Here is a 20,530-nt window from a genome sequence, read left to right as displayed (position 1 = left end):
TTCATGAGCCAGGAACTCAGGCTTATACGCCGCATCACCCTGAAACTGATTCCCTTCCTGATCCTGCTGTACCTGATCGCTTACGTGGATCGCTCTGCCGTCGGTTTCGCCAAGCTGCACATGGGCGCGGACCTGGGCATCGGTGACGCGGCCTACGGGTTGGGCGCCGGGCTGTTTTTTATCGGCTACTTTCTGTTGGAGATCCCCAGCAACCTGATGCTTGAGCGCTTCGGTGCCCGCCGCTGGTTCGCCCGCATCATGATCACTTGGGGCGCGATCACCATCGGCATGGCGTTTGTCCAAGGGCCGCACAGTTTCTACGTGATGCGCTTGCTGCTGGGCGCAGCGGAGGCGGGCTTCTTTCCGGGGGTGCTGTACTACATCACCCAATGGTTCCCGGTTCGCCATCGCGGCAAGATCCTCGGCTTGTTCATCCTGTCGCAACCCATTGCCATGATGATCACCGGGCCGGTTTCCGGTGGATTGCTGGGGATGGATGGCGTGTTGGGTCTGCACGGCTGGCAGTGGCTGTTCATCGTCATCGGCACCCCGGCGATTCTGCTGACCTGGCCGGTCTTGCGCTGGTTGCCGGATGGTCCGAAACAGGTGAAGTGGATGGACCAGACCGAGAAGGACTGGTTGGCCGGTGAGCTGAAAAAGGACCTGGAAGAGTACGGCCAGACCCGCCATGGCAATCCGTTGCATGCCCTTAAAGACAAGCGAGTGTTACTGCTGGCGCTGTTCTACCTGCCCGTGACCCTGAGCATCTATGGACTGGGCTTGTGGCTGCCGACCTTGATCAAGCAGTTCGGCGGTAGCGACCTGACCACCGGCTTCGTCTCGGCGGTGCCTTATATCTTCGGCATCATTGGTTTGCTGATCATCCCGCGCAGCTCCGACCGATTGAATGACCGCTACGGGCATCTGGCAGTGCTGTATGTGCTCGGCGCTATTGGCCTGTTTCTCAGCGCCTGGCTGACGATGCCGGTACTGCAACTGGCGGCCCTGTGCCTGGTGGCGTTCGCGTTGTTTTCCTGCACGGCAGTGTTCTGGACCTTGCCGGGACGCTTCTTTGCCGGGGCCAGCGCGGCGGCCGGTATCGCCCTGATCAACTCGGTCGGCAACCTCGGCGGTTACATCGGACCGTTCGTGATCGGCGCGCTGAAGGAGTACACCGGCAACCTTGCGTCGGGCCTGTACTTCCTGTCTGGCGTCATGGTCTTCGGCTTGTTTCTGACCGGCGTCGTCTACCGCCTGCTGGAGCGTAAACACGCTCTGGCTCCGACCGAATTTGCTGCCAGCGCCCGAAGCCAAAGGGCTCAGCCTGTCAGTCGTCCTTGAAGCCTGCAAAGAAGGGAGCATGCACATGCGTTTAGTACAGTTCGAATTGAGCAATGGCCAGCGTCGGGTTGGCGTGGTGGACGGCGAGCGGGTGCGCGAAGTGGTGGGCGCTGCCAGCGTTCGCGAACTGGCGCTGGCCGCCATTGAGGCGGGCGTCAGTCTGGTGCAACAGGTCGAACGCCAAGGGCTGGGTACCGATCACGATTACCCGCAACTGCTGCAAGACCTGCGCATTCTGCCACCGCTGGACCATCCCGATCCGGCACACATGCTGGTTAGTGGTACTGGCTTGACGCATTTGGGCAGTGCTGCGACGCGGGACAAAATGCACCAGCACACGGTTGATGACGCGACATTGACCGACAGCATGCGCATTTTTCAATGGGGTCTTGAGGGTGGTAAACCGACCGCTGGCCAGGCCGGAGTGCAGCCAGAATGGTTCTATAAAGGCGACGGCGGCATCGTCGTTCGCCCAGGGCGTTCGTTCCCGCTGCCGCCGTTCGCTGAAGATGCTGGCGAAGAGCCGGAGTTGAGCGGTTTGTATGTGATTGGTCCTGACCATAAGCCGTACCGTCTGGGCTTCGCCATCGGCAATGAGTTTTCCGACCATGTGATGGAGCGCAAGAACTACCTGTACCTCGCGCACTCCAAATTACGCGCCTGTTCATTTGGCCCGGAATTACGGGTCGGCGAACTGCCGCAACACCTGTCGGGCACCAGCCGGATCCTTCGTGACGGCACGGTGCTCTGGGAAAAAGAGTTCCTCAGTGGCGAGGCCAACATGTGCCACAGCTTCGAGAACCTCGAATACCACCACTTCAAGTACAGCCAATTCCTGCGTCCGGGCGATGTGCACATTCATTTCTTCGGCACCGCGACCTTGTCTTTTGCCGACGGCGTGTGCGCTCGGCCAGGGGATACGTTCGAAATCAGTCAGGCCGACTTCGGCGCCCCGTTGATCAACGGCATCGCCCCGGCTGAAGCTGCTTTTCAGCCCGGCACCATTGGCACCCTTTAAGGAGCACCGTTCATGTCCCACATTCTTGGTTACAACTACATCGGCGGCCAGCGTAGCGCTGCCGGCCAGGTCATCGTGCACAGCGTCGACGCCAGCACCGGCGAAAAGCTGCCCCACGACTTCTATCAGGCCACCCTCGAAGAAGTCGACAGCGCCGCCAAGGCAGCCGCTGCCGCGTACCCGATCTATCGTCAATTGAGCGCAGTGAAACGGGCTGAATTCCTCGACGCCATCGCCGATGAACTCGACGCGCTGGGCGATGACTTCGTTGCCATGGTTTGCCGTGAAACCGCGCTGCCTGCCGGGCGTATCCAGGGCGAACGCGGACGTACCAGTGGCCAGATGCGCTTATTCGCCAAGGTCCTGCGCCGTGGAGATTTCTACGGTGCGCGAATCGATCAGGCGCTGCCGGAACGCAAACCGTTGCCACGCCCGGACCTGCGTCAGTACCGCATCGGCCTGGGCCCGGTTGCCGTGTTCGGCGCCAGTAACTTTCCGCTGGCATTCTCGACGGCCGGTGGCGATACCGCTTCGGCCCTCGCGGCCGGTTGCCCGGTGGTGTTCAAGGCCCACAGCGGGCACATGGCAACCGCCGAACAGGTCGCTGATGCGATCATCCGCGCGGCGGAAAAGACCGGCATGCCGGCCGGCGTGTTCAACATGATCTACGGCGCCGGCGTGGGTGAAGCGCTGGTCAAACATCCGGCGATTCTGGCCATGGGCTTCACCGGCTCGCTCAAAGGTGGCCGCGCCCTGTGCGACATGGCGGCAGCGCGCCCACAACCGATTCCAGTGTTCGCCGAGATGAGCAGCATTAACCCGGTGATCATCCTTCCCGAGGCCCTGGCTGCACGCGGCGAAAGCATTGCCGGCGAACTGGCTGCGTCGGTGGTTCAGGGGTGTGGTCAGTTCTGTACCAATCCCGGTCTGGTCATTGGTCTGCGCTCGCCCGCGTTCAGCGAATTCGTGCAACAGCTCAGCGCGCAGATCAACGATCAAGCGCCGCAAACCATGCTCAATGCGGGCACGCTAGGCAGCTATGCCAAAGGTTTGCAGGCATTGCAGGCGCACTCTGGCATCGCGCACCTGGCAGGCAGTGAACAGCAGGGTAATCAGGCCCGGCCACAACTGTTCAAGGCCGATGTCAGCCTGTTGCTCAACGGCGACGCGGTGTTGCAGGAAGAAGTATTCGGCCCGACCACCGTGGTGGTGGAAGTCGTCGATCAAGCCCAACTCAGCGAAGCCCTGCACGGCTTGCACGGTCAGCTCACCGCGACCTTGATCGCCGAACCGGGCGACCTGCAGCAGTTCAGCGAACTCACTGCGCTGCTGGAACTGAAAGTCGGCCGTATCCTGCTTAACGGTTATCCGACCGGGGTCGAGGTGTGCGATTCGATGGTGCACGGCGGGCCTTATCCCGCGACTTCCGATGCCCGTGGGACGTCGGTGGGGACGTTGGCGATCGATCGTTTCCTGCGCCCGGTGTGTTTCCAGAACTACCCGGACAGCGCACTGCCCGCCGCCCTAAAAAACGCCAACCCGCTGGGCATTCAGCGATTGGTGGATGGGGTGGCGTCAACGGCTGCGATGGGCTGATTCGGTGGGGAATTCAGGGTCGTTCATAAACAGAGATTGGCAGTGCGTGGGAACGTCCCGCCGTTTGGCCTATCATTCGTCCTTTAACTCAGGCGATTGAACGTTATGACCAGCACTAACCAAACCCTGCTTGCGGCCTTGCAAACGGCCAACATGTTGGAAATTGACGGGCTGCATGCCTGGGAGTTTTCTCTGGGCGACGAACATCTGGAGGTTGAGGCAATAGACGGTCGCGAGCGCAAAATCTGGCGTTTCAGCCTTGCGCAGGTGCAGGCAGCGACGTTTGATACGCAATTGCAGAGCTGGACCCTCAGCGATGGTAGTGCTGATCACCGGATCGTGTGCCTCAGCGCGTTTACGCCAAGCGATGATGATGTGGACGAAGACGTCGACGTCGACGACGCTTCCGGGCGGGACTGATTCGCGTCGACGGGTCGAGTTTCTTACGGCAGCTATACTGCGTTTCACATCGGCTCAACGGATTTGAGCCACAAACGATAGGGAGATCCATTATGAGCACCCAAGGTGCAATAAAGAAACGTGCGGGCCTGTTACCGACTCTGGTCGGGACGGTGTTGCTGGCGTTAGGACTGGTCATGGTGACCGGGGGCGTCAAGCTGGCGCAGTTGGGCGGGTCGTTTTATTACGTACTTGCCGGGGCCGGCTTTGCGTTGAGCGGGGTGTTGCTGATTCTGGCGCGGCGTGCGGCGATTGGGCTGTATGCCGTGCTGCTGCTCGTCAGCACGCTGTGGGCGTGGTGGGAAGTCGGGCTGGATTGGTGGCAGCTGGTTCCGCGCTTGTCCTTGTGGTTTGTCCTGGGCATCGTACTGTTGTTGCCGGCTGTTCGGCGTCCTTTGAGGCCGGAACATCAACGGTTTTCCACTGCCAGTCTGAGCCTGGCAGTGTTGGTTGCCGGTGCTGCAGCATGGGCCAGTCAATACACGCAGTACGATGAAATCAAGGGTGAGTTGGCACGTGCCGATGCGGGTGTGCAGCAGAGTGCGCCAAAGCAGCCTGACGGCGATTGGCAGTCATACGGGCGCAGTGCGTTCGGTGACCGGTATTCACCTCTGGCGCAAATTACCCCGGACAATGCGCATCAGCTGCAACTCGCGTGGACTTTTCGCACTGGCGATCTGCCGGGTCCCAACGATCCGCAGGAAACCACTGCCGAGAACACCCCGCTCAAGGTTAACGGCATGCTCTATCTGTGCACTCCGCACAGCCAGGTGATTGCCCTGGACCCGGATTCCGGCAAAGAAATCTGGCGCTTCGATCCCAAACTCAGCACGCAGAATGCCGCCAACTTTAAAGGTTGGGCGCACATGACCTGTCGTGGAGTGGCCTACCATGATGTCGGGGCGTATCCCTCAAGCCCTGAGGGTAAAGCGTTTTCTGGCAAAACCCCCTCTGGCAAAGCCGTCGTGGCGGTGAAGAACACCTGTCCCAGGCGCATTTTTGTGCCCACCGCAGATACCCGGCTGATCGCCCTGAACGCGGATAACGGCACGCTGTGCGAAGAGTTTGGCGATCAAGGCTCGGTCGACCTGACCCGCAATATCGGGGACTTCACCCCGGGCGGGTATTACTCTACATCGCCACCTGCGGTCACCCGCGATCTGGTGATCATTGGCGGGCATGTCACCGACAATGAATCCATCGACGAGCCGTCGGGGGTGATTCGTGCCTTCGACGTGCGCAGCGGCAAGCTGGTATGGAACTGGGACAGCGGCAACCCCGACAACACCGAGCCAATCCTGCCCGGCCTGACCTACACCCGCAACTCGCCCAACATGTGGTCGGTGATGAGCGTCGACGAAAAGCTGGGCATGCTCTACCTGCCCATGGGCAACCATACGCCGGATCAGTGGGGCGGTGATCGCCAGCAGCCTGAGCCGTACAGCGCCGGCGTGACCGCGCTGGACATTGCCACGGGCAAGGTGCGCTGGACCTTTCAGTTCACCCACCATGATCTGTGGGACATGGACGTCGGCGGGCAGCCGACACTGATGGACCTCAAGACCGAGAGCGGGATCAAGCCGGCCCTGCTGGCATCGACCAAGCAGGGCAGCATTTATGTCCTCGACCGCCGCACCGGTACGCCCATTGTGCCCATCAAGGAAACCGCTGTGCCGCAGGGTGCGGTGGAGGGTGACTTCACCTCGCCAACCCAGCCCATGTCGGCGCTGAACATGATGCCGCCGCGCCTGCGCGAAGCGGACATGTGGGGCGTGACTCCGATTGATCAGATGCTGTGTCGCATCACGTTTCGTTCGCTGCGCTATGACGGGATTTACACGCCACCCTCGACTCAGGGGTCGATCATCTATCCAGGCAATGTCGGCGTCTTCAATTGGGGCGGCATCTCCGTCGATCCGGTGCGGCAGGTTGCCTTTCTTTCGCCCAATTACATGGCCTTCACCTCGACACTGGTGCCACGCTCCGCCATGCAGGGCGGCCCTGCACGCAAAAGTGAAACCCAAGGCGTGCAGCCGAACAAAGGAGCGCCGTATGGGGTGATCCTGTCGCCACTGCTTTCACACGTGGGGTTGCCGTGCCAGGCACCGGCCTGGGGTTACGTTGCGGCGGTTGATCTGACCACCCATAAAGTGATCTGGAAACACAAGAACGGTACAGTTCGCGACAGTGCGCCGCTGCCGGTTCCGTTGCCCATGGGTGTGCCGAGCATGGGGGGCACGATCAGCACCGCCGGTGGCGTGTCGTTCCTCGGCGGTACGCTGGATCAATACCTGCGGGCCTATGACATCCGCAACGGCAAACAACTGTGGGAGGGCCGCCTGCCAGCGGGCGGTCAAGCCACGCCCATGACCTACACCGGTGGAGACGGTCGCCAATACGTGCTGATTATGGCTGGCGGTCATGGTTCGCTCGGCACCCGGAAGGGCGATTACGTGATGGCATTCGCGCTGCCCAAACCTTGATAACACGCCGCGATAAAACGATTGCATCACGGGCGCTGTCATAGAATCGATGGCGATAGCGCGATTGGCCAAGTAGGGCGCCCAACACCTCCAACAATTAGAGAACTGCTCATGAACCGTAAAACTCTGCCCTGGCTGGTGATGGTGAGTGGGATCAGCGCTTTCCCCGTTTTAGCGCAAAATGTCACTGAGTACGATGTGCTGGTGGGGTCATACACCCAAGGTAACAGTGAAGGCATCTACCGCTACCGGTTCGACAGTCAGAGTGGAAAGATCGACCTGCACCCGCGCCAAGTGATCAAAAGCGAAAACCCGTCCTGGCTGACGCTTTCCGACGATCAGCGCCGCCTGTTCGTGGTCAATGAGAACGGTCCAGGTCAGCGCAACACCGTGGGCAAGGTCAGCAGCTTCGCCATCAATGGTAAAAGCCATGAAGTGACACCGATCAATCAGGTCGAGAGCAAGGGCGATGAGCCGACCCATTCCAGTCTGAGCCCTGACGGACGCTTCCTGTTCGTGTCCAACTACGCCGTGCACCCCGATCCGGGCGGCGCGCTGGCAGTGGTGCCGGTGGATTCGTCGGGCAAGCTGTCCGCCGTTGCGCAAACCAGCAGCCATCCGGCCAGCCATATCGATCCAGAGCGCCAAGCGTCGTCCCATGTGCATTCGGTCGTACCGACACCGGACGGCAAGTACCTGATCGCCAGCGATCTGGGGGCCGACAAGCTGTTTGTCTATCGATACGACAGCAAGGCCAAGCAACCCCTTCAACCCGCCAGGAACCCTGCGGTGGAATTACCTGCGGGCAGCGGGCCTCGCCATGTGTTGTTCAGTCACGACGGCAAGCACGCCTATCTGACATTGGAGATGTCGGCGCAGGTGGCGCTGTTCGATTACCACGACGGGGTTTTCAAGCGCACCCAGCTGATTGATCTGGCTGACAAGAGCATGCAGCAGAAAAATAGCGCAGGAGGCCTACACAGCTCGGCGGACGGTAAATTTCTGTATGTCGCCAATCGGGGAGAGGCCAATCAGCTAGTGGTATTTTCCATCGCCCCGGCGACCGGCCAGCTCAAGGAAGTCCAGCGGCGCTCGGTCGAGGGCACTGAGCCGCGCGAGTTCAGCATTGACCCCAGTGGTCATTTTCTGTTGATTGCCAATCAGAAAAGCAACCAGATCGTTATCCTCCGCCGCGACACCAAGACCGGTCTTTTGGGCGAAACCGTGCAAAAAATGGACATCGACTCACCCTCTGACTTCAGATTCCTCACCCGCTAACCCCTGAATAATAGGCTTAAGCCCCGTTTTCCGGGCGCTGCAGCCTGTTATTAATTGAGTTGATATGGGCTACCAGTACAAAGCATTTCTGAGATCAGACCCCCGGGCGTAAGTTTGAGTCACGGCCTTAAACGGCAGTTACCCAACCTGAACATCCGAGGCTTACGACATGAACTTCAATATCTTCTCTGTCATTGCAGCATCCGCCATCTCCGCCGCTGTCGCCCTGCCTGCCAGCGCCAGTGTCGAGATCAGCGACAAAAAATCGAATGTCACCCAGAGCTACACCACCAAATATCTGCAACAAAGCGCCCATTTCTACGCGGCACTGGATCACAAAACCCAGCAATGAACGCCTCTCTGCAATGAATCCATTCCCCGTTAACGATAAGACCGATAACGGGGAATGGATTCGTCCACATTTTTATGGATGCTGCGTCATCCTCCGTCTCTGCAATGCCAACGACTACGCGGTCGATCAGGCGGTCAGGCGGTCATCGCGAAAGTCACGCAATGCCTGCTCGATCTCTTCTCGGGTGTTCATCACGAACGGGCCGTATTGCACGATGGGCTCACGCAACGGCTTGCCTGCGATCAATAACACCTTTGCCCCTGAGGCGCTGTGCAGTTGCAACTCACCGACGTCAGACAAGCGTACCAGACGACAGGTGTCGATTGTTTGTGGCTGACCAGCAAGTTCAAGGGTGCCCTCGTAAACGTACAGCAGCACGCGGTGGCCCTGTGGAATCTGCGGGCTGATGCTCGCGCCAGCGGGGATGTGCAGGTCGAAATAAAACGGTTCGGTATCCGGGCGCTGCACTGCACCCGCCTGTTGCACCTGACCGTCGTCGAACTGCCCGGCGATCACGACCACTTCCACACCAGCCTTCGTGGTCAACCGGGGAATGTTCTGCGGTTGAATGTCTTGATAGCTGGCGGGGTTGAGCTTGGACTTGGCCGGCAGGTTCAGCCACAGCTGAAAACCGCGCATCACACCTTCCTCCTGCTCAGGCATTTCGCTGTGGATAATCCCGCGGGCTGCCGTCATCCATTGCACACCACCCCCTTCGAGCAAGCCTACGTTGCCCAGATGATCCTCGTGGCGCATCCGACCTTCGAGCATATAGGTGACCGTCTCGAAACCTCGGTGCGGATGCGCAGGGAAACCGGCAATGTAATCGTCGGGCTTGTCCGAGCCAAACTCGTCGAGCATCAGGAACGGGTCGAACAGCTCCATGCTTTCGCCGCCGAACACACGAGTCAGGCGCACGCCGGCACCGTCGGAAGTAGGCTGACCGGCTTGAATCGCCAGCACGTTGCGAAATTGAGTCATCACGGCAGCTCCTGATCAGGTGGGAATGGCGACTATGTTATGCCTGTCCCGTTGAGGGAATGGTGCGATTTTTATGCCTTGGTTATCAATTATTCTGATGCTTTCCCCTGTCAGCGGCAGTTGATCGTTATGGGCAATAACAAAGCAGGCAATAAAAAGGCCAGCCTGTTACCCAGGCTGGCCGTTTTATGACGCTTGCTCAGTTGCTCAGTTGCTTACTCGGCAATCTGCAACTTACGCGCTTCGGTGTAGACGTAGCGCACTTTCTCGTACTCGAACGGTGAGTTCGCCTGACCATAGCGGAAGCTGTTGGTGTAGCGCCGGTCGATAGCCCGCAACAGGTAGATTTCCGGGTGATTGTCGCTGACCTGGGCGACATTGAGGAAGTTGATCTGCGATTCGGCCGTAAAGTCGAAGACCAGCCCCGCGGTGTCACGCAGGTTCGATGGCCCGAGGATTGGCAGGATCAGGTACGGACCACTTGGCAAGCCATAGAAGCCCAACGTTTGACCAAAGTCTTCGCTTTGACGTGGCAGGCCCATCATGGTCGCGGGGTCCCACAGCCCGGCGACGCCGACCGTGGTGTTGAGCAGCAATCGGCCCGTAGTGTTCAGCGAGCGGTGGCCCTTGAACTGGAACAGACTGTTCAACAGGTTCGGGATATCGCCCAGGTTGCTGAAGAAGTTACTGACGCCGGAGCGCAAAAAGTTCGGTGTGATGTAGCGATAGCCGTTGACCACCGGCAGGAATACCCACTCATCAAAGCGATAGTTGAAGTGATACACCCGACGGTTCCACGACTCTAACGGGTCATAGACGTTGAGGGCGTTGAGGGTCGCGCGTTCGAACTCTCGCTGGTCCAGGCCCGGGTTGAATTTCAGTGACTTCAACGGTTCGGTGAAACCGTCCGGATTGGAGACCCTGGCAACGATCGGGGGATGGGCCGCTGGTGGGACATCGGCCGCATGGGTTACGCCTGCGCACAACAGGGCAGCGATAAACAAGAGATGTTTAGCCACGGAAGAACTCCAGCATGGCGTCGCTGTTGACGCGGTAGTTAATGTTGCCGCAATGGCCGCCGTAGGGATAAACAGTCAAGCGGTCACCAAACGTTTTGCGCAGGAAACCGAGGTCGCCAGGGCCAAGAATTACATCGTCGGCGTTATGCATCACGGCAATTTTCGAGCTGTTGTGCAGGTAATCCTTGAGCGCGTAGAGGCTCACTTGATCCACCAGTTGCAGCAGACTGCCGCCGTCGGTGCGTGCACGCCACATCGGGATGACCTGTTCAGTGATGTAACAATTGAAATCACATTGCAGCGCACGCTTGAAGAACGGGGTCAGGCTGGTCCCTTCACTGATCGGGTATTTGGGTGGGGTGATCAACCCGCGGCGGTTGATCAGGTCGGAGGTGAAGGCGATATCGGCCACCGAGAAACGGAAGGTGCTGCCAATCAGCATCGCCATCTGTTCATTGGTCAAGTGCTGCTTGGACTGCTGGAAGTCAAAAAGCACCGCGTCGTTAAGATCGACGTAACCTTTCTGTTTGAAGTAACGGGTCAGCTTGGCCAGTACCAGTTCGTAGAACGTGGTGCTGTTATTAATGCCCTTGACCTCAGTCTGTACCAGTTTGTCGAGGTTGGTAATCGAGGTGTAGAGGTTGACCGGCGGATTCAGCAGCAGCACCCGCTTGAAATTGAAGCTGCGTCGGGTTTCGTCCAGGTGGGCGACGAAGGCTGCATCCAGTGCGCCCAGGCTGTAACCGGTCAGGTAGTAATCAGTGATCTGCACGTTCGATTGTTGGGCACGCACGGCCTGCATCACCCGATACAAGTCTTCCGCGTCGTCCTTGGAAACTCCGGGTGTTGCAAAGCGCGAGGCGGCACTCATGAAGTCGAAGCTGGAGGGCGACGATAACTGCACGACGTTATAGCCAGCACCGTAGTACAGTTTTTTCAGGAATTCGTTGAGCGTACTGGTGTACGGCGCGCCGGTGCCCGCAATCAAAAAGACCAACGGAGCCGGATGATTTTGCTTGGCCAGACGATAGCGCAGTTTTTTCACTGCCCAGAAATTGTCAGGCAGCGTGAAATCGCGTTCAGGACGCAAGTTAAGGGTGTAATCGGCTTGATCGATATCGGCATCGGCCGGTAGGTCTGGACGCAGGTCCGCAGGTGTTGTGGCAATGGTCGCTTCGAAGGGGTTGGTCAGGGGGAAACCATAACTGGTCGGGTCGACATCGACCGCCAGAGCGGACGCACTCAAAATGAGGCCGCCGAAAACGGCAGCGCAGCGCAGAAAACGGAGCATGACTAAATCCCTTGGGGAAAGTGCTGAGTGAGGTACGCAGGTTATGACCACTGGGGTAGTGCCAAAGTGCCGTACTTGCAAGCGAACGCCGTGTATAGGTTTGAGACGATACACGTTCTGTACCGTTAACTGACAGTAAAGCCAGTCTTATTATTGCTGGAGCCCCTTGCATACGGGTGTCGGGCGATTATGCTGGGCGCCGTTTCCGGTTTCGGCCGCGTTGGTTTCTGGAGTATTGCATGTCCCGCCGTCTGCCACTGATTGTGCTGCTGATCGTTCTGCCGCTCTGGCTCGCTGCCAGCTATGGTTTACGTTATTCGTTGATGGAGGATGCCCGCTGGGTCGGTCTCTGCGCCAACGAGGCATTGAACTGGGAATGCCAGATGCGTTCGAGCCTTGGGTTGATGATTCATTTCGGGGTGATCGCCTGGGCGGCGTTGGTGACATCGGTCATCGCTTTTTGTGTGCCAGGTCGGGCCGGATGGGGTTTGGCAGTGCTAGCGGTGCTGTTCGGGATTCCGGCGCTGGTGCTCTACAGTGCGAGCCTTGCAGTGTTTGCCGTAGTGATTGCCGGGTTGCGGTTGGTCAGAGCACCGCGCGCTGTGCGTTGATTCAACATCCAGAATCTCAAACCCCAGACAGCACTGAGGGGAGCCGAAGCTCCCCTCTAATCGTATTGCGTGCTCTTTTTTTATTATTGTAGGGTGGCCTGTTCTTGTTTTTGGCGACCTGTCCCTTTACTGCTGTTTTGTGCGATCCCATTGGGGATCAAGAGCAAACGTATTTTTTTGAGCGCTGACTTGCTTTGATCACTGATGTGACCCAACCCGTTGGTAGCTACCTGAGGTAGTTTTATTGTTCTCTGCCCGGTTGCGGGATCGAAACCCCGGTAAAGCCCTTCCACTCCAAAAAAATCTGTTAGCTGCGTCTCTGTCCGTGTTGTTCTTGTTATGTCAGAGCCGATACGTATTGTTTTTATTGGGTTGCTGCTTTGTTTTTATTTTTGTTGTGCAAGAGATATAGCATGAGCCGTGCCAGTTTATAGAAATCCTTTAAAATCAGTAACTTAAATAAAGTCGTATCGGTGCGGTCGATAAAAATCATCAGCATTTGTTTCCGTGTTACCCGAATGGGTACCGGCCTTTGTGTGGCCGGTAACACAATGGGTACATTCCCAGCCTGTTCAGGCGTGACGGACCCGCAAACAACGCCACAGCGCAGCGGTCAGCAGCAGGCTGACCAATGCCCAGCCCAATGCCTGCTGGCTGGCGAGCCCTTCCTGGAACAACTGCGGCGCGACACCGGCACCGACGATGAACGTCAGCAGCGCGACTTCCCGGCGCGGAACACGCACTGGCCGGAATAGATAGAACAAGGCGGGCAGTATCAGGGTCGGCGTGGGAAAGCTGCGGTAGCGCGGGTCAAACACCATGGCCAGCATCATCACCGCTGCGGCGAACCCCGTGGCGGTTACCCACCAACCGGCGCGGGCCTCAAACCAGAGGAATGCGCGAGCCCGCCAGCCGTCTTTGGCCGACAGCGCCAGCGCGGCATGGGTCAGCACCAGCAGATTCAAACCAACCAACAGCACGGCCCAGACCCATTCGCCCGCAAAACGATTAGTAATCCGTGCCAGCTCGCCCCAGGTGCCGACGCAGCAAGCACCCAGCGCGGCCAGCAGCGGTAAGACCAACGCCGCGCGTGTGGTGGACACGCGGCCAGCAACTGCCAAAGTCATCGCGAATAACAGCCCACTGACGGCCAGCCAGAAAGGCCAGTAAGGCAGGTTGGAAACCGGGCCTGCGAGCACGCCTTTCTCCTGGCGGTCTGCATCGAACAATCCCCAGTAACCGCCTACCGCGCCTTCGGCGGCGCGTTTCCACGGCTGGTCAAAGGCTTCTATCAGGTTGTAGTGCCAGCCGTTCTGTTCGGCCATGGCGACAAAACCACGAATGAATCGTGCTTCGTTGGCTCGGCTCGGCACAGCGGTTTCCCGCTGGCGACCTTCGCTGGGCCAGCCGGTCTCGCCGATCACGATGTCTTTGGGCGCAAAGCGACTGCCGAAGATCTGACGAATCTGTGCGACATGCTCCAGAGCGTCGTCGATGCCCTTGGGATCATCTTCCCAATACGGCAACAAATGGATGGTCAGAAAATCCACTGCAGGCGCGACTTCCGGGTACTGCAGCCAGAACTCCCACACGTCGGCGTAGGTCACCGGTTGTTTGACCTGGCCCTTGACCTGAAGAATCAGCTTCGCCAACTGCGAGCCGGTCACTTCCTTGCGCAACAGCGCTTCGTTGCCGACGATCACCGCAGTGACCACGTCAGCGTTGGTATTGGCCGAAGCGATCAGTGCATCGACTTCCTTGGCGGTGTCCACGGGATTGGCATTAACCCAGGCGCCTAGCATCAGCTTCAGCCCGTGTTTGCGCGCGAGCGCCGGAATGGCTTCCAGTCCGGTCATGGAATAGGTGCGAATGCATTGGAATCGGGTGGCGAGCAGGGCCAGGTCGGCATCCATCCGTTCCGGTCGAAGTTTGAAGGGCTGGTCGAACGGGGATTGATCCTTGTCGAACGGGGTGTACGAGGCGCACTGCAATTTGTGCGTAGGCGTGGCCGCGTCCGGCAGAATCACCGGCTTCCCCAGTCCATACCAGAAGCCGCAAAGGGCGAACAGACCAAGCAGACACGCGAACAGATAAGGTGCAACGGGAAAGCGGGAAATCGCAGGCATGATGGGGCCGTAATGGGGCTGAGGCCGGCATGTTACCTGTATTTTTCCAGGGCAGGAGAAGCTCTTTGGCGCTGACCTGAAGAGGGACATGCAAAGTTCGGGCGGACTAGACCACTTATTTAGGGTGGTTTGTCGTTGATGGATTGGTGATGTCGTTTCTCGGTGCCTTGAGGTCGCTGACAGAGCAGGAGGCATCCCCCTGCAGGTTGATTATCAAGGTGCCAGCACGGTGAATGTGTCTGTGCAGGTGAACAGGCGAAGCGTGAAGGGGCGGCAGCGCTCCAAAGCCGGGCATGAACTGCGGTCCCTAAAAACAACGTTAAACATGCTCGACATGTCGTCGGGCCTAGCACTTTCGGGGAAGTAACGATGAAGATTCGACGAATCCTTGGCGCAGGTGCCGCTCTGGTACTTGCGATCAGCTCCACGCTGGCGATTGCAGAAACTAAATCAACGCTTAGCATCGGCTATGTCGATGGTTGGTCTGACAGCGTTGCCACGACCCATGTGGCGGCTGAAGTGATCAAGCAGAAGCTTGGTTATGACGTCAAGCTGATGCCGGTTGCGACCGGGATCATGTGGCAGGGCGTTGCGACCGGTAAACTCGACCTGATGCTGTCGGCCTGGCTGCCAGTCACGCACGGCGAGTACTGGACCAAGAACAAGGACAAGGTTGTCGACTACGGTCCTAACTTCAAAGATGCCAAAATTGGTCTGATCGTCCCGGAATACGTCAAAGCGCAAAGTGTTGCCGACCTGAAAACCGATGACTCCTTCAAGAAAAAAATCGTGGGCATCGACGCCGGTTCAGGCGTGATGCTGAAGACCGATCAAGCGATCAAGGACTACAACCTGGAGGGCTACAAATTGCAGGCCAGTTCCGGCGCTGCAATGATTGCCGAGTTGACCCGCGCTGAAGAAAAGCATGAGTCCATTGCCGTCACTGGCTGGGTTCCGCACTGGATGTTTGCCAAGTGGAAACTGCGCTTCCTTGAAGATCCAAAAGGCGTTTATGGCGCAGCCGAGACAGTGAACAGCATCGGCAGCAAGGGTTTAGAGAAAAAGGCACCTGAAGTGGTGGCCTTCCTGAAAAAATTCTCCTGGAACTCCAAGGATGAAATCGGTGAAGTCATGCTCGCGATCCAAGACGGCACCAAGCCTGAAGTCGCCGCGAAAGACTGGGTTGCCAAGCACCCGGAACGTGTTGCCGAGTGGACTAAGTAAAAGCGCTTAAACGCGTCTACGTCGCACCTTTCAAGGCCATCTTGCATTACTGCAAGATGGCCTTTTGCCTGACTATAACTGCCCGCCATCCGCGCCCTCTCGCTTAATCATCCCCCTGCTTTATTCAAATAAGCGTGCGTCGTCGCGCATCGTAGCTAATGTCGTTCTAATACTAAGGTCGTCTGGAGTGCGCTCAGGACCAGACTAAAGTGTAATTCGTTCAAACTCATCTGTGCTGCGAGGACAAAAATAATGAACGACAGCATTTACATCTCGATTCAAAACAGCCCCCTTTTTAAGGAGCTGGTCTCAAAAAGAGAGCGGTTCGCTTGGATTCTTTCAGCGATCATGCTTGGGTTGTATGCGGGCTTTATCTTTTTAATCGCTTATGCGCCACAGGTTCTCGGGGGCAAAATCAGCCCTGAATCATCAATCACGTGGGGGATCCTGATAGGGGTCGGGCTGATTCTTTCAGCGTTTATCCTCACCGGGATCTATGTATACCGTGCGAACGGTGAATTTGATGACCTGAACAAAGCGATTCTGAAGGAGGCCCAACAATGATCCGGCGACTACTAACGGCCCTTGGCCTTGCTGTGTTCGCACCGACTCTGTGGGCGTCTGAAGCGCTTACCGGTGCAGTGCAAAAACAACCGCTGAACGTTGCTGCTATTGCCATGTTTGTGGTGTTTGTCGGCTTCACCCTGTGCATCACCTACTGGGCGTCCAAACGCACCAAGTCGGCGGCAGATTATTACTCGGCGGGCGGTAAAATTACCGGTCTGCAAAACGGTCTGGCGATTGCTGGCGACTATATGTCGGCAGCATCATTCCTGGGGATTTCCGCGCTGGTGTTCACCACCGGCTACGACGGCCTGATCTACTCGATCGGCTTCCTGGTGGGTTGGCCGATCATTCTGTTCCTGATCGCCGAGCGCCTGCGTAACCTGGGTAAATACACCTTCGCTGACGTGGCATCCTATCGCTTAGGTCAGACCCAGATTCGCACGCTGTCTGCCTGCGGCTCTCTGGTGGTGGTTGCGTTCTACCTGATCGCGCAAATGGTCGGTGCCGGCAAGCTGATTCAGCTTCTGTTCGGTCTGGACTACTACATCGCGGTGATTCTGGTGGGTGTCCTGATGTGCATGTACGTCCTGTTTGGCGGCATGTTGGCGACTACCTGGGTTCAGATCATCAAAGCGGTGTTGCTACTGTCGGGTGCAACCTTCATGGCAATCATGGTCATGAAGCACGTTAACTTCGATTTCAACACCCTGTTTTCCGAGGCGATCAAAGTTCACCCTAAAGGTGAAGCGATCATGAGCCCGGGTGGCTTGGTGAAAGACCCTGTGTCTGCGTTCTCTCTGGGTCTGGCACTGATGTTCGGTACCGCTGGCCTGCCACACATCCTGATGCGCTTCTTCACCGTGAGCGACGCTAAAGAAGCTCGCAAGTCGGTGCTCTACGCAACAGGCTTCATCGGCTACTTCTACATCCTGACCTTCATCATCGGCTTCGGCGCGATCCTGTTGGTAAGCACCAATCCGACCTTCAAAGACGCTGCTGGCGCGCTGTTGGGCGGTAATAACATGGCGGCGATTCACCTGGCCGATGCAGTCGGTGGCAGCTTGTTCCTGGGCTTCATCTCTGCGGTAGCGTTCGCTACCATCCTGGCAGTGGTTGCAGGTTTGACCCTGGCTGGCGCAACAGCGGTGTCTCACGACCTGTATGCCAGTGTAATCAAGGGCGGCAAAGCCAACGAGAAAGATGAGATTCGGGTATCGAAGATCACCACTCTCGCACTGGGTGTTCTGGCTATCTTCCTGGGCATTCTGTTCGAAAACCAGAACATCGCGTTCATGGTTGGCCTGGCGTTCTCCATCGCGGCAAGCTGTAACTTCCCTGTCCTGTTGCTGTCCATGTACTGGAAAAACTTGACCACCCGGGGCGCCATGATTGGCGGCTGGATGGGCTTGGTCAGCGCAGTAGGTTTGATGATCCTTGGCCCAACCATCTGGGTAACGATCATGCACCACGAGAAAGCCATCTTCCCGTATGAATACCCGGCGCTGTTCTCCATCGCCATCGCGTTCATCGGTATCTGGTTCTTCTCCATCACCGACAAGTCCAAAGCGGCAGAGGGAGAACGTGCCTTGTTCTTCCCGCAATTTGTCCGCTCGCAGACTGGCTTGGGTGCCACCGGCGCCGTCGCTCACTAACGTCTGTTGATGTCATGAAAAAAGCAGCCTTCGGGCTGCTTTTTTTATGGACGTGAAAACGGTTATTTTTGCTGAACCATAAAAAACCCCGCTATAAAGCGGGGCGTTCTGCAGCCAGCGGACTAGATCCTGCCGAGCAGGACCAGGATTAACAGAATGATCAAAACAGTCCCGATGATGCCCGATGGCCCATAACCCCAGTTTCTGGAGTGCGGGAATACCGGCAGGCCGCCAACGAGCAGCAGGATCAGGATGATGATAAGAATTGTGCCGATGCCCATGACGAGTTCCCTCTTGGTGAGTGGCTTCTGCAGTTCACGCAGTTAACGCCCAATGCGTAAAGTGTGTACTGCTTAAATGATCCGACTGCGGCTGTTTGAAAAAAGTCCGTGGTCTGTGTCGTAATATTTCATGGGGGGGCAGAACTGTGCTTTATCACATTGCCGCCGATGCCGTTGTCCTCATGCATGTGCTGTTTATTCTCTTTGCCTTGTTCGGTGGATTACTGGCGATACGTTGGCGCTGGCTTATGGCACTGCACCTTCCGGCGGTTGCATGGGGCGCGGCTGTCGAGATATGTCATCTGTACTGCCCGCTTACACCGCTGGAAAACGAGTTGCGCGTGAAGGCGGGTGATCAAGGTTTCAGCGGTGGGTTTATCGAGCATTACCTGATTCCGCTGATCTACCCTGCGGGGCTTACGCCGCAGACCCAGTTGTGGTTAGGCGCTGGGGTTGTGGTGATCAATGGGGTGGTTTATTTCTGCTTGATAAGACGTCATTGGCGTCAGCGCAACGCCTTATAAGCCGTGGGTTTGCCCTTGGTATTCAGCAATTGGATGGTGAGGTGTTACGGGGATGACCTTCGCTACACTGCGACTCATCTTCCCCGGAACAACAAGGCATTCCCCTATGCAAAATCGCATGATGATCACCGGCGCCGGGTCAGGCCTGGGTCGCGAAATCGCGCTGCGCTGGGCCCGTGAAGGCTGGCAGTTGGCGTTGTCGGACGTCAATGAGCCTGGCTTGCAGGAAACCCTTAAGTCAGTACGCGAGGTTGGCGGCGACGGTTTTATCCAACGCTGTGATGTGCGGGATTACAGCCAGCTGACGGCCTTCGCCCAAGCGTGCGAAGAGAAGTTTGGCGGCATAGACGTTATCGTCAACAACGCGGGCGTTGCCTCCGGTGGCTTTTTCAGCGAGCTGTCGCTGGAGGATTGGGATTGGCAGATCGCGATCAACCTCATGGGCGTCGTCAAGGGCTGCAAGGCGTTTTTACCGTTGCTGGAAACGAGCAAGGGCAAGATCATCAATATCGCGTCAATGGCCGCCTTGATGCAGGGCCCGGCCATGAGCAACTACAACGTGGCCAAGGCCGGCGTCGTGGCGCTGTCGGAAAGCCTGCTGGTCGAACTGCATCAACAGGAAGTCAGTGTTCACGTGGTATGCCCGTCGTTTTTTCAGACTAACCTGCTCGATTCTTTCCGTGGTCCAACCCCGGCGATGAAAGCCCAGGTTGGCAAACTGCTGGAAAGCTCGCCAATCACCGCCAGCGATATTGCCGACTACATCTTTGAGCATGTCGCCCAAGGCGAATTCATGATCCTGCCCCACGAGCAAGGACGCATGGCCTGGCAGCTGAAACAGAAGAATCCGCAGATGCTCTACGACGAGATGATTTCCATGGCCGAAAAAATGCGCGCCAAGGCAAAGCCGGGTCGCGAGTAAGTAGATCGCATGCCACTGTTTTCGCGAAGGCTTGCTCCGCCTCCAGCATGCAGTTAGGGTTGCCGGCATCTGCCCCAGCAACCTTGACGAGATGCCGACGTGCTCAACTATCTGTGGTTTTTTCTTGCGGCGTTGTTCGAGATCGCCGGTTGTTATGCATTCTGGATGTGGTTACGCATGGGCAAGAGCGTGTTATGGGTGCTGCCGGCGCTGCTCAGCCTGACACTGTTTGCGTTGCTGTTGACCCGAATCGAAGCCACATACGCCGGACGTGCCTATGCGGCTTATGGTGGTATTTATATCGTTGCATCCATTGGTTGGCTGGGGCTGATCGAGCGGGTTCGGCCACTGACGTCCGATTGGCTGGGCGCCGCACTCTGCGTAATCGGCGCCAGCATCATCTTGTTCGGCCCACGATTTTCTAACGCCTGAGAAACCCAAAACCTGTCTGCGTTGCTGACTTCTCCTATGGTTTTGATCGCCATGTGGCCCTATTCCGTAGGATCGGTCTGGCCGGAATGAAGGGCATTACTGATTTACTGCAGATGCATTGAAGAGGCCGATTTCGCCGTGCAGTCTTTGCTCTTTGTAACAAAAGAGGGCAGGGAAAATGCTTATATTGACGCGAGAAGTTGGAGAGACCTTTTCAATTGGTGATGACATCACCGTGCAAATTCTGAGCGTGAACGGCAATCAGGTCCGGCTGGGAATTACCGCACCCAAGCACATCAAAATCAATCGAGCGGAAGTCTTCAGACGCATCGCCAGTCGTTTGGCGGAGCAAGAGCCGGAGCCCACGGCGTGA

At 57.5% G+C, this 20,530-nt stretch carries 20 protein-coding genes; 15 read left to right on the top strand and 5 right to left on the bottom strand.

The annotated features are described in order from the left end of the window. Positions 1-3: 3 nt before the first annotated feature. The 7 genes from RHM55_RS07510 to RHM55_RS07480 all read left to right on the top strand — a co-directional run bounded on the left by RHM55_RS07510 (position 4) and on the right by RHM55_RS07480 (position 8,527). A complete protein-coding gene (locus tag RHM55_RS07510) occupies positions 4-1,341 on the top strand; it encodes an MFS transporter (RefSeq protein ID WP_322180734.1) in 1,338 nt (445 codons plus the stop codon). A gap of 25 nt (positions 1,342-1,366) precedes the next feature. Next, complete coding sequence (araD1, locus tag RHM55_RS07505; RefSeq protein WP_322180732.1) at positions 1,367-2,359, top strand: AraD1 family protein; 993 nt, start codon at positions 1,367-1,369, stop codon at positions 2,357-2,359. 12 nt (positions 2,360-2,371) lie between these two features. Continuing rightward, entirely contained in the window at positions 2,372-3,955 is a 1,584-nt protein-coding gene (locus RHM55_RS07500) for an aldehyde dehydrogenase (NADP(+)) (protein ID WP_322180730.1), read from the top strand. 105 nt (positions 3,956-4,060) lie between these two features. Then, the gene (locus tag RHM55_RS07495) at positions 4,061-4,375 is read left to right on the top strand and encodes a DUF5629 family protein (RefSeq protein ID WP_322180728.1); all 315 of its coding nucleotides are present in this window, start codon (positions 4,061-4,063) and stop codon (positions 4,373-4,375) included. 92 nt (positions 4,376-4,467) lie between these two features. Next, positions 4,468-6,897, top strand: a complete 2,430-nt coding sequence (locus RHM55_RS07490) for a glucose/quinate/shikimate family membrane-bound PQQ-dependent dehydrogenase (protein ID WP_322180726.1) — start codon at positions 4,468-4,470, stop codon at positions 6,895-6,897. 111 nt (positions 6,898-7,008) lie between these two features. Then, positions 7,009-8,175 carry a lactonase family protein gene (locus RHM55_RS07485; protein WP_322180724.1) on the top strand — a complete coding sequence of 389 codons (1,167 nt, stop codon included), beginning with the start codon at positions 7,009-7,011 and terminating at the stop codon, positions 8,173-8,175. 169 nt (positions 8,176-8,344) lie between these two features. Next, positions 8,345-8,527, top strand: coding sequence for a hypothetical protein (locus RHM55_RS07480; RefSeq protein ID WP_322180722.1), 183 nt, complete (start codon positions 8,345-8,347; stop codon positions 8,525-8,527). 126 nt (positions 8,528-8,653) lie between these two features. Here RHM55_RS07480 and RHM55_RS07475 read toward each other — a convergent pair whose 3' ends face one another. From RHM55_RS07475 to RHM55_RS07465, 3 genes are all read right to left on the bottom strand, one after another. Next, positions 8,654-9,508, bottom strand: a complete 855-nt coding sequence (locus tag RHM55_RS07475) for a pirin family protein (RefSeq protein WP_322180720.1) — start codon at positions 9,506-9,508, stop codon at positions 8,654-8,656. A gap of 215 nt (positions 9,509-9,723) precedes the next feature. Then, entirely contained in the window at positions 9,724-10,527 is an 804-nt protein-coding gene (locus RHM55_RS07470; RefSeq protein WP_322180718.1) for a VacJ family lipoprotein, read from the bottom strand. After that, on the bottom strand, positions 10,520-11,818 hold the full coding sequence (locus RHM55_RS07465; protein WP_322180716.1) for a serine/threonine protein kinase: 1,299 nt from the start codon (positions 11,816-11,818) through the stop codon (positions 10,520-10,522). The genes RHM55_RS07470 and RHM55_RS07465 overlap by 8 nt, the downstream gene beginning before the upstream one ends. 239 nt (positions 11,819-12,057) lie before the next feature. On the opposite strand from RHM55_RS07465, the gene RHM55_RS07460 reads away from it, so the two are divergent. Next, positions 12,058-12,429, top strand: a complete 372-nt coding sequence (locus RHM55_RS07460) for a hypothetical protein (protein ID WP_322180714.1) — start codon at positions 12,058-12,060, stop codon at positions 12,427-12,429. A 572-nt stretch (positions 12,430-13,001) separates the two neighbouring features. Here RHM55_RS07460 and RHM55_RS07455 read toward each other — a convergent pair. Continuing rightward, the gene (locus RHM55_RS07455) at positions 13,002-14,555 is read right to left on the bottom strand and encodes a glycosyl hydrolase family 17 protein (protein WP_322180712.1); all 1,554 of its coding nucleotides are present in this window, start codon (positions 14,553-14,555) and stop codon (positions 13,002-13,004) included. Positions 14,556-14,924: 369 nt separating this feature from the next. On the opposite strand from RHM55_RS07455, the gene RHM55_RS07450 reads away from it, so the two are divergent. The 3 genes from RHM55_RS07450 (at position 14,925) to RHM55_RS07440 (ending at position 17,998) form a co-directional block, all read left to right on the top strand. Then, positions 14,925-15,779 carry a glycine betaine ABC transporter substrate-binding protein gene (locus tag RHM55_RS07450; protein ID WP_322180710.1) on the top strand — a complete coding sequence of 285 codons (855 nt, stop codon included), beginning with the start codon at positions 14,925-14,927 and terminating at the stop codon, positions 15,777-15,779. A 252-nt stretch (positions 15,780-16,031) separates the two neighbouring features. Then, the gene (locus RHM55_RS07445; protein WP_322180708.1) at positions 16,032-16,343 is read left to right on the top strand and encodes a DUF485 domain-containing protein; all 312 of its coding nucleotides are present in this window, start codon (positions 16,032-16,034) and stop codon (positions 16,341-16,343) included. Beyond that, positions 16,340-17,998: a cation acetate symporter gene (locus RHM55_RS07440; RefSeq protein ID WP_322180706.1), complete on the top strand. Its 1,659-nt coding sequence runs from the start codon at positions 16,340-16,342 to the stop codon at positions 17,996-17,998. The genes RHM55_RS07445 and RHM55_RS07440 overlap by 4 nt, the downstream gene beginning before the upstream one ends. 122 nt (positions 17,999-18,120) lie before the next feature. Here the strand turns inward: RHM55_RS07440 and RHM55_RS07435 are convergent, their stop codons facing one another. Continuing rightward, positions 18,121-18,279 carry a DUF3309 family protein gene (locus RHM55_RS07435; RefSeq protein WP_322180704.1) on the bottom strand — a complete coding sequence of 53 codons (159 nt, stop codon included), beginning with the start codon at positions 18,277-18,279 and terminating at the stop codon, positions 18,121-18,123. A 146-nt stretch (positions 18,280-18,425) separates the two neighbouring features. Here RHM55_RS07435 and RHM55_RS07430 point away from each other — a divergent pair, with 146 nt between their 5' ends. The 4 genes from RHM55_RS07430 to csrA all read left to right on the top strand — a co-directional run bounded on the left by RHM55_RS07430 (position 18,426) and on the right by csrA (position 20,530). Then, positions 18,426-18,803, top strand: coding sequence for a DUF2784 domain-containing protein (locus RHM55_RS07430; protein ID WP_322180702.1), 378 nt, complete (start codon positions 18,426-18,428; stop codon positions 18,801-18,803). A 106-nt stretch (positions 18,804-18,909) separates the two neighbouring features. Beyond that, on the top strand, positions 18,910-19,725 hold the full coding sequence (locus tag RHM55_RS07425) for an SDR family oxidoreductase (RefSeq protein WP_322180700.1): 816 nt from the start codon (positions 18,910-18,912) through the stop codon (positions 19,723-19,725). Between the two features lie 99 nt (positions 19,726-19,824). Then, positions 19,825-20,157: a YnfA family protein gene (locus RHM55_RS07420; RefSeq protein WP_322180698.1), complete on the top strand. Its 333-nt coding sequence runs from the start codon at positions 19,825-19,827 to the stop codon at positions 20,155-20,157. A 178-nt stretch (positions 20,158-20,335) separates the two neighbouring features. Beyond that, positions 20,336-20,530 (top strand): carbon storage regulator CsrA, encoded by a 195-nt coding sequence (csrA, locus tag RHM55_RS07415; RefSeq protein WP_322180696.1) that lies wholly within the window; start codon positions 20,336-20,338, stop codon positions 20,528-20,530.

The sequence above is a fragment of the Pseudomonas sp. MH9.2 genome, from assembly GCF_034353875.1.
GTDB lineage: Bacteria > Pseudomonadota > Gammaproteobacteria > Pseudomonadales > Pseudomonadaceae > Aquipseudomonas.
This window is presented reverse-complemented; position numbering and strand designations above follow the sequence as displayed.